A 9,286-nucleotide genomic window follows, 5' to 3' on the forward strand; every position below is an offset into this window, starting at 1 on the left:
ATGGACCTGACGATTCAACACTTTATTGCGCTGGCGCCGCTGCTGATTACCAGCATCACCGTTGTGGTGGTGATGCTGGGCATCGCATGGCGTCGCAGTCACTCGCAATCATTCCTGCTGACGGTAGCGGGACTCAACCTGGCTTTGCTGTCCATCTACCCGGCGCTGAAAGTCGCGCCGCTGGTGGTCACGCCTTTGCTGCAGATCGACAGCTTCGCCTGTCTTTACATGGGCATCATTCTGGTGTCGACCCTGGCCTGCGTCACCCTGGCTCACGCCTACCTGGGTGAAGGCAAGGCGGGTTATCCGGGCAACCGCGAAGAACTTTACCTGCTGATCCTCATGGCTGCGGCCGGCGGGCTGGTGCTGGTCGCCGCGCAACACCTGGCAAGCCTGTTCATTGGTCTGGAGTTGCTGTCGGTGCCGGTCTACGGTCTGGTGGCCTACGCGTTCTTCAACAAGCGCTCGCTGGAAGGTGGCATCAAGTACATGGTGTTGTCGGCAGCCGGCTCGGCGTTCCTGCTGTTCGGTATGGCGCTGCTGTATGCCGAATCCGGCAGCCTGGGTTTCAGCGAAATCGGCAAGGCCATCGCCGCCACCGGCATGCCAAGCCCGATCGCCAGCCTGGGTCTGGGCATGATGCTGGTGGGTCTGGGCTTCAAGCTGTCGCTGGTGCCGTTCCACTTGTGGACACCGGACGTGTACGAAGGCGCCCCTGCCCCGGTAGCGGCTTTCCTCGCTACGGCCAGTAAGGTCGCGGTGTTCGGCGTGCTGGTTCGCCTGTTCCAGATATCTCCGGCAGCCACCAGTGGCGTGCTGACGGACGTGATGTCGGTCATCGCCGTGGCGTCGATCCTGGTCGGTAACCTGCTGGCGCTGACGCAGAACAACCTCAAGCGTCTGCTGGGTTATTCGTCCATCGCGCACTTCGGTTACCTGATGATCGCGATGGTGGCGAGCAAGGGCATGGCGGTCGAGGCGATCAACGTCTATCTGGTCACCTACGTGCTGACCAGCCTGGGCGCGTTCGGCGTGGTCACACTAATGTCGTCGCCTTACAGCGGCCGCGATGCCGACGCGATGTTCGAATACCGCGGCCTGTTCTGGCGTCGTCCGTACCTTACGGCCGTGCTGACCGTGATGATGCTGTCCCTGGCGGGTATCCCGCTGACGACGGGCTTCATCGGCAAGTTCTACATCATCGCAACCGGCGTCGAAGCGCACCTGTGGTGGCTGACCGGTTCCCTGGTCGTGGGCAGCGCCATTGGCGTGTTCTATTACCTGCGTGTGATGGTGACGTTGTACCTGCAAGACTCGAAGATCCAGCGCCACGACGCCCCGTTCAACTGGGCGCAACGTGCAGGTGGTGTGATGCTGTTGGGGATTACGCTGCTGGCGTTCTTCCTGGGCGTTTATCCGCAACCGCTGCTGACGCTGGTGGGCCATGCGGGTTTGTGATGGTTGAGTGATGCACAAAAAACCCTGCCTTCGAGCAGGGTTTTTTTATGGCTTTGATTTAGTACTTCGGCACACTTCAGGATCAAGAGCGTCTGCCTAACGGCAGATCGTTTCGCCTTCGGCGAGTTACTTATGGGTGGCTCCCAAGATCAAGAGCGTCTGCCTAACGGCAGACATTTCGCCTTCGTCGAGTTACTTGGAAAAGTCGAAAGTCGCACCATCCCCAAGTAACCAAGGGTGCTTGCTCTCGGTTTGGTTCCTCCTTCGTCGGAATACCCTCACTCCGGTCTCGCTCCGTGGGCCGAGCCGCATGGACGCGACGCTTTAGATCTTGATCTTAGAAGCACACGCTAACCGGGCAATCGAACGGTTTTCTTGTCGCCGGTAAACAACGCCCACGTCGACATAAACAACGCCGCCACCATCGGCCCGATCACGAACCCGTTCAACCCGAACACCGCCATCCCGCCCAGCGTCGAAATCAGAATCAGGTAATCGGGCATCCGCGTGTCCTTGCCCACCAGAATCGGACGCAACACATTATCCACCAGCCCGATCACAAACACCCCGAACAGCCCCAACACCACGCCCTGCCAGATCATCCCGCTGAGCAGGAAATACAGCGCGACCGGCGCCCAGACAATCCCCGCCCCCACCGCCGGCAGCAACGACAGAAACGCCATCATCACCGCCCACAGCAACGCGCTCGGGATATCCAGTGCCCAGAAAATAAACCCGCCCAACGCGCCCTGCGTCACCGCCACCACAATATTGCCCTTCACCGTAGCGCGAACCACACGGGTGAATTTCAACTGCAAGCGGCGCTTCTGCGGCTCGGCCAGCGGAATCGCGATGCGGATCTTGCGGGTGAGGTCCTGCCCATCGCGCAGGAAGAAGAACAGCAAGTACAGCATGATGAAAAAGCTGACAACGAAATCGAAGGTACCCTGCCCAAAACTGAATGCCTGCGTGGCCAGGTAGTTGCTGCCCTGCATCGCGCTTTTGGCAATCTTGTCGCGCAGCCCGTTGAAATCTCCCATGCCCAGGCGATCAAGCCAGTGCTGCACATAGGGCGGCAGCAAGACCTTGAATTCAGCCAGGTACTTGGCGATGTCGAGCTGACCACTTTCCACATTCTTGTAAAGCGTCGCCCCCTCCTGAACCATCAACGCCGCGATGACGATCACCGGCAGAATCGCGATCAGCAGACAAATCGTCAGCGTGCACAAAGAAGTCAGGTTGCGCTGCCAACCGAAGCGGGCCAGCAGACGGCGTTGCAGCGGCGCAAAGATAATCCCGAGGATCACCGCCCAGAACACCGCGCCGTAGAACGGCAGCAGGATCCAGATGAACGCGATGGTCACCAGTATCAATAACAGCAGCAGGGTTTTGTTTTGTAGCGCGGTTTCGTTCATGTTTCTTCCATGTCATTACACCGCGCCAAGCACACGGTCTGATGCTTAGTCCGTCAATCGCCACAGGAGTGCCGCGGCTGAAGTGCAAGGTCAATGGTGGAGGTGCGGACAGCGAGCCCCGAGCGAGGCCCGCCACCCCGGTCTAGATTCTGAACTGCCGGACCAACTGGCCGAGACGCTGATTCAGCTCTGTGAGGTTGCGCGACGTGGAGGCGCCGTGGCGGGTTTCATCGGCCACGCTTTCGACCGCCACGGCAATCTGGTGGACGCTGCGATTGATCTCTTCCGCCACGGCCGTCTGCTCTTCTGCGGCGCTGGCAATCTGCGCGTTCATGGCGTTGATCGTGCCGATCAGTTGACCGATCGTATCCAGCGACGCGCCGGCTTCATTGGCGCGCGCGGAGGTCCCGTCGCCCGCCTCGCTCGAGCGTCGCATCGCCTGCACCGCGCCCTGTGTGCCCTGCTGCAAGCGTTCGATCATGCCCTGGATTTCCTGAGTGCTTTGCTGCGTACGGCTGGCCAGTGCACGCACCTCATCCGCCACCACTGCGAACCCGCGGCCCGCTTCGCCGGCACGCGCAGCTTCAATGGCAGCGTTGAGCGCCAGCAGGTTGGTTTGATCGGCGATGGAACGAATCACTCCGAGCACGCCGACGATCGACGACACGTCATTCTGCAGGCTGTCCAGTGAAGTACCGCTGTCGCGGATGTCGTTCACCAGCGCGTGAATCTGCTGGATGCTGCCGTCGACCACTCGCTTGGCGGCCTGACCTTCGGCATCGGTTTGCTGCGCCGCAACCGAAGCACCTTGAGCGCTCTTCGCGACTTCCTGCGCAGCGGCCGACATCTGATTGATCGCCGTGGCGACCTGATCGGTCTCGTGACGCTGACGCTCCATTGCCTGCTCGGAACGTTGCGCCTGGTCGGTCACTTCACCCACCAGCCCGGTCAGTTGTGCGGTCATTTCGGCGATCTGCCGGACCAGCCCATGAATCTTGTCCACAAAGCGGTTGAACGACCCGGCCAGCTCGCCGAGTTCGTCCTGGGAGGTCACCGCCAGGCGCTGAGTCAGATCACCCTCTCCGGCGGCGATGTCATCGAGGTTGGCTTTCATCAGACGCAGCGGCCGCAGAATACCGCCCGCGATCCAGAAACCCACCGCTGCGATAATCACCAATACCAGCAGCGTGATGCCAATGATGCTGACCAGCATGTTCTGCCGGCGCTCGGCGACATTCTTCTGCAGCTCCTGGACCTTGGCATCGATGTTGTCCAGATTGATCGATGACCCGAAGGCCATGTCCCATTTCGGCAGGTATTCGGTGTAACCCAGTTTGGGAACCAGATCGCTCGAACCGGGCAGCGCGGAGGAATATTCCAGGTAATGAGTACCCGCTTTCGCCACGTCAACGAGACCGGCATTCACGAAAACGCCTTTTGGATCGCGGGCATCCTTGAAGCTCTTGCCGATGCCGTCCGGGCTATTGCCCTTGAACAGCCGCACCGCCTGAGAGTCGTAGCCGAAGAAATACCCGTCCTTGGCGTAGGTGACCTGGGAGAGCATCTTGATGACCTGCGCCCGCGCTTCCATGTCACCCGGGGCCGACGCGTCATAAAGCGGTTTGATGGTGCCCAGCGCAACGGCCACGTAACTTTGCAACGTGGCTTTGGCCTCAGCGAGCAGGTGCTGGCGGGTTTCTTCGACGTCGCGCTTGCCCTGCTCACGCAGCATGATGACGGTGCTGACGCTGATGATCAGTGCGAACACCAACACCGGAAGCACGGCAAGCGAAAGTACTTTGGCTTTGAGATTTAGCCGCATGGCAGTCATGACCCTTTGTTTTTGTGCGTTGAGCCGTTGGGGTTCCTTTACGGTTAACGGCCCGGCGCACAAAAAGTTGAGGTCACTAGGAATGAGGCGCGCTTTCGCTCCCCGGCAGTTGCGGGCTGAGTCGCTCGGGCAGATCGATGCGCACTTGCAGCCCGCCCATGGGGCTGTCCAGCAACTGAATGCGCCCGCCCCACGCCTCGACGATATCCTTGACGATGCCGAGGCCCAGACCGTGGCCGGTCACTTGCTCGTCCAGGCGATTGCCACGGCCGATCACTTCATCGCGATGCTGCGAGGGGATGCCCGGACCATCGTCGTCGATCAAAAGACAGTAGCCATCAGCGCCTTTGGCAATGGTCAGCCTGACCTGGCTGTCGGCCCACTTGCAGGCGTTGTCCATCACGTTGCCCAACAGCTCGAGGATGTCCTCCCGATCCCACGGCAGGAACAGATCCGCAGCGATCTCACTGCTCAGCTCCAGATGCTCGCCATGAATCATGCGCAATGTGGAGAACAGCCCGGGTATCTCCGCAGCACAATCAAACCGCGCACCCGGCAACGCATCGCCTGACAAACGTGCGCGATTGAGCTCACGCTCCAGACGCTGCTGAATGTGCTGCAGCTGATCGCGCAGGGTATCGCGCACATGCGGATGACCTGCCAGCCTGTCGCCTTCGGCCAGGCTCATCAGCACGGCCAGCGGCGTTTTCAGCGCGTGGCCCATATTGCCAAGGGCATTGCGGGAGCGCTTGAGACTGTCCTCGGTGTGGGCCAGCAGATGATTGACCTGCGCGACCAGCGGTTCAAGTTCCACCGGCACTCGCTCATCAAGTTGCGAGCGCTGCCCTTGTTGCAGCTGGAAAATCTGTTCTCTGGCCCTTTCCAGCGGGCGCAATGCGCGGCGAACCGTGACGCGCTGCAACACCAGAATCAATATCAGGGCCATCAGCCCCAACCCGAGACCGATGCGCTGGACCAGCGCGAAACTGTCTCGCACCGGGGTGTAGTCCTGAGCAACGGTGATGGAGATGGTCTGTCCGAACTTGCGATAATCGGTGTGCAGCAGCAACAGCGATTGGTCGGTCTTCTCAAGCGCGAGATCGGCGTGCAGACCGGGCTTGCCCGGATGCGGCAACTCCAGATCCCACAACGAGCGCGAGCGCCAATGGCCCTGGTCGAAATCAATCCGGAAATAATGGCCGGAATAAGGTCGTTGATAGCCGGGCGACAGCCGATGCTCATCGAGCTGCAGGCCGTCAGGGCCGCGAACCAGTGCCACCAGCAGCAGCTCGCTTTCATTGCGCAGGCCAGACTCGAGATAACGCTGCAAGCCGACTTCAAACAACCACAGGCTGATCTGCGCCAGGACCAGTCCCACAATCAGCAGCACGCTGATCAGGCCCAGGCTCAAGCGTCGCTGTATCGACCTCACTCGCCCGTCCCGGCAAAACGATAGCCTTGCCCGCGTCGTGTCTCGACCACGGCCCGCCCAAGCTTGCGGCGCAAATGATTGACGTGGACCTCGATCACGTTCGAGTCCCGCTCGTTCTCCCCGTCATAAAGATGCTCGGCCAGATGACTTTTGGACAGAATCTGCCCGGGGTGCAGCATGAAATAACGCAGCAGGCGAAACTCCGCCGCCGTCAGCTGGATGTCCTCTTCCCCGCGACTGACGCACTGGCGCCCTTCGTCCAGGTGCAGGCCGGCGGCTTCAAGTTTCGGCTGATTGGCCAGACCACGGACACGGCGAAGCAGCGCCTGAATGCGCAGCTGCAACTCTTCGGGATGAAAGGGTTTGGTCAGATAGTCGTCGGCGCCAGCCTTGAGTCCTTCGATACGTTCGGCCCACGAGGCCCGCGCCGTCAGAATGAGTACGGGGGTGGACAGCCCGCCGGACCGCCATTTCTGCAGGACCTCTAGTCCCGGAACGCCTGGCAGACCGAGATCAAGCACGATCAGGTCGTAAGGCTCGGTAGCTCCTTGATGAACCGCATCGCGGCCGTCAGCCAGCCAGTCGATCGCGTAACCCTGCCTGCCAAGCGTACTGATGAGCTCGTCCGCCAGGGGAACGTGGTCCTCAACCAATAACAAACGCATCAATCGTCTTCCTTGTCTTGCAACAGGCGGCTGTCACCGGCATCGAATTTCAGCTCGCGCACCACATGATCGGCAGTGAGCAGCTCGATCTCATACACCAACACGCCGTGTTTCTCCTCAAGTTCGGCTTCAAGCAGCTTGGAGCCGGGGTAACGTCCCAGTGCCTGATCAATGAACTGCTCAAGTGGCAGAATCACGCCTTTCCTGCGCAGCTCAAGCACCTCGTCCTGATTCAGATCCCGAGCCAGACACGCTAGGCTCGGCGTGACCGCACACGCGGCCACCAGACAGTAAACGAAACGCTTGGCGGGACGCTTACTGGAGATCATCAGGCGTCCTGATGGTCTTTAAGGATCTGCCCGCTGACGGCGTCGACTTCAACGTCCCACTCCACACCTTGCGCATCGCGCAGTTCGATCTGGTAAACATACTTGCCATATTCCTGTTCCAGCTCGGTGTCAGTGATGGTGGATTTCGGGTGCTTCGCCAAGGCGACGGCGTTGAGCTTTTCAAAGGACTGAATAGTACCTGCATCGCGCAGTTTCAGCGCCTCATCTGGACCCAGATCCCGGGCCTGGACATAACCGGCTGTAAGGGTGAGTGCAGTCGCAGCGATAAAAGCAGTCAGGAATTTCATGGTGGATCTCCGTAGTGGTCTGGTTGTTTACGGAGCCAACGATAACCGGGCGAACTTAATTGAAGCTGAATTCATCTGGCTACGTGCCACTACCTGGCGAGCCGCCAGCGGATGTAAGCGAGATCCACGATATGATTCTCCCCTGTCAGACCCCGGAGGGGCCATGAGCAACATTCACATCAAATACCCAGCATTGACTATCAAGGCCGGCAGGCGCGCGATAACGCGGATCAGCGAGCAAGGGCTGTCGCCGATAGATGTCGGCATCATCCCGGGCGCGGCGGGTGGACCGAAAGCGCTGGGGATTCAGGGGCTGGATCTGGCGCTGTTCGGCGAATGGCTGCCCCGGGCTCAGCGGGAGCGCTCGTTAATTGGCGCCTCCATCGGTTCGTGGCGCTTTGCAAGCGCATGCTTGCCGGACCCGGTTGCAGGGATCCAGCGACTTGGTCGGCTGTACAATGAGCAGAGTTTCGCCAAAGGCGTGACCATGGCTCAAGTCACCCGCAGCTGTATGACGATGCTCGACGCGCTTTTGCAGGCGGATGATGCCCACGTCCTGACGAACGCCCATTATCGGCTCAACGTGATGATCGTCAGAAGCCGCGGTTTGCTCGCCCGAGATCATCGTGCTGGGTTGAGCCTGGGACTGGGAGCCGTGATCGCAGATAACCTGCTCGGGCGCGCGCGCCTGTCGCGGCATTTCGAGCGGCTGGTCATGCACGACCCACGCCTCGCCCCTCCCCTTCTGCCAATGACTGACTTTCCGTCTCATTGCTTGCCACTGAATACGCTCAACCTGCGCCAGGCATTGCTGGCGTCAGGCTCCATTCCCATGGTTATGGAGGGCGTTGCAGAGATCCCCGGTGTCGGCGCAGGGATGTTCCGCGACGGCGGCCTGCTCGACTACCATCTGGATCTTCCATACAGCGGAAGCGACATCGTGCTGTATCCGCACTTTACCGACAAAATAATTCCAGGCTGGTTTGACAAGGCACTGCCCTGGCGCAGAGGCGACCAGACTCGGCTTCAAGACGTCGTACTGCTTGCGCCCTCAAAGGAGTATCTGGCTACGCTGCCCTGTGGCAAGCTGCCTGATCGAAGCGACTTCAAGCGGTTCGTCGGGAGGGATGCGGATCGTCAGCGGTATTGGCGGACCGCAATGGAAAGCAGCAGGCGACTGGGGGACGAGTTCCTGGAGCTCGTCGACACAGGCCGTCTCATTCAACGCCTGCAGCCCTTGGCTTAACCATCTGGTCAGGTTCCGCCTGTCACTCGCGAAACCATTACTGATAAACTCGCCGCTTGCATTTATCGCTCTGGCGATCGCCACTTCTCAAGGCTCATATCACCGTGGAAATTTTTAAAGAATTTACGTTCGAGTCAGCTCACCGGCTCCCTCACGTGCCAGACGGCCACAAGTGCGGACGCCTGCACGGTCACTCATTTCGTATAGCGATCTACCTGCAAGGCGAACCCGATCCCCATACCGGATGGATTCGCGACTTCTCCGAGATCAAGACGATATTCAAGCCTCTGTACGAGCGTCTGGACCACAACTACCTCAACGACATCCCCGGTCTGGAAAACCCGACCAGTGAAGTGTTGGTGAAGTGGATCTGGAAGGAGTTGAAGCCGCTGCTGCCAGAGCTGTCCGCCATACGGATTCACGAGACATGCACCAGCGGGTGCGTGTATCGCGGCGACTGATCAGCGTTAGAGAATGAAGACCACCCCACGGGTGGTTTTTTTGGACCGCCGTTTAACAGCTTTTCCGCGCGCAAAAACAAAACCCCATCTGCTTTCGCAAATGGGGTTCTGGAATTTAATCTTGACGATGACCTACTCTCA

At 59.7% G+C, this 9,286-nt stretch carries 9 protein-coding genes; 3 read left to right on the top strand and 6 right to left on the bottom strand.

Translation table 11 applies throughout. From position 1 onward, the window contains the following. On the top strand, nt 1-1,458 hold the full coding sequence (nuoN, locus tag IFT47_RS25390; RefSeq protein ID WP_192174849.1) for an NADH-quinone oxidoreductase subunit NuoN: 1,458 nt from the start codon (nt 1-3) through the stop codon (nt 1,456-1,458). Nucleotides 1,459-1,808: 350 nt separating this feature from the next. On the opposite strand, the gene IFT47_RS25395 is transcribed toward nuoN, so the two are convergent. From IFT47_RS25395 to IFT47_RS25420, 6 genes are all read right to left on the bottom strand, one after another. Beyond that, on the bottom strand, nt 1,809-2,873 hold the full coding sequence (locus IFT47_RS25395; RefSeq protein ID WP_192174850.1) for an AI-2E family transporter: 1,065 nt from the start codon (nt 2,871-2,873) through the stop codon (nt 1,809-1,811). Between the two features lie 142 nt (nt 2,874-3,015). Beyond that, on the bottom strand, nt 3,016-4,695 hold the full coding sequence (locus IFT47_RS25400; protein WP_192174851.1) for a methyl-accepting chemotaxis protein: 1,680 nt from the start codon (nt 4,693-4,695) through the stop codon (nt 3,016-3,018). A gap of 85 nt (nt 4,696-4,780) precedes the next feature. Next, the gene (locus IFT47_RS25405) at nt 4,781-6,136 is read right to left on the bottom strand and encodes an ATP-binding protein (protein ID WP_192174852.1); all 1,356 of its coding nucleotides are present in this window, start codon (nt 6,134-6,136) and stop codon (nt 4,781-4,783) included. Beyond that, nucleotides 6,133-6,801, bottom strand: a complete 669-nt coding sequence (locus IFT47_RS25410; RefSeq protein WP_192174853.1) for a response regulator transcription factor — start codon at nt 6,799-6,801, stop codon at nt 6,133-6,135. Before IFT47_RS25410 ends, IFT47_RS25405 begins: the two co-directional genes overlap by 4 nt. Next, the gene (locus IFT47_RS25415) at nt 6,801-7,130 is read right to left on the bottom strand and encodes a PepSY domain-containing protein (protein ID WP_192174854.1); all 330 of its coding nucleotides are present in this window, start codon (nt 7,128-7,130) and stop codon (nt 6,801-6,803) included. Before IFT47_RS25415 ends, IFT47_RS25410 begins: the two co-directional genes overlap by 1 nt. Further along, nucleotides 7,130-7,438, bottom strand: a complete 309-nt coding sequence (locus IFT47_RS25420) for a PepSY domain-containing protein (protein WP_192174855.1) — start codon at nt 7,436-7,438, stop codon at nt 7,130-7,132. Before IFT47_RS25420 ends, IFT47_RS25415 begins: the two co-directional genes overlap by 1 nt. A 163-nt stretch (nt 7,439-7,601) precedes the next feature. Here IFT47_RS25420 and IFT47_RS25425 point away from each other — a divergent pair, with 163 nt between their 5' ends. Together IFT47_RS25425 and queD are read left to right on the top strand one after the other, a co-directional pair. Beyond that, nucleotides 7,602-8,684: a patatin-like phospholipase family protein gene (locus tag IFT47_RS25425; RefSeq protein WP_192174856.1), complete on the top strand. Its 1,083-nt coding sequence runs from the start codon at nt 7,602-7,604 to the stop codon at nt 8,682-8,684. A gap of 104 nt (nt 8,685-8,788) precedes the next feature. Continuing rightward, on the top strand, nt 8,789-9,145 hold the full coding sequence (gene queD, locus IFT47_RS25430; protein ID WP_172611443.1) for a 6-carboxytetrahydropterin synthase QueD: 357 nt from the start codon (nt 8,789-8,791) through the stop codon (nt 9,143-9,145). Nucleotides 9,146-9,286: the final 141 nt, after the last annotated feature.

Origin of the sequence: Pseudomonas sp. CFBP 13711, assembly GCF_014842265.1 — a bacterium.
Taxonomy (GTDB): Bacteria; Pseudomonadota; Gammaproteobacteria; order Pseudomonadales; family Pseudomonadaceae; genus Aquipseudomonas.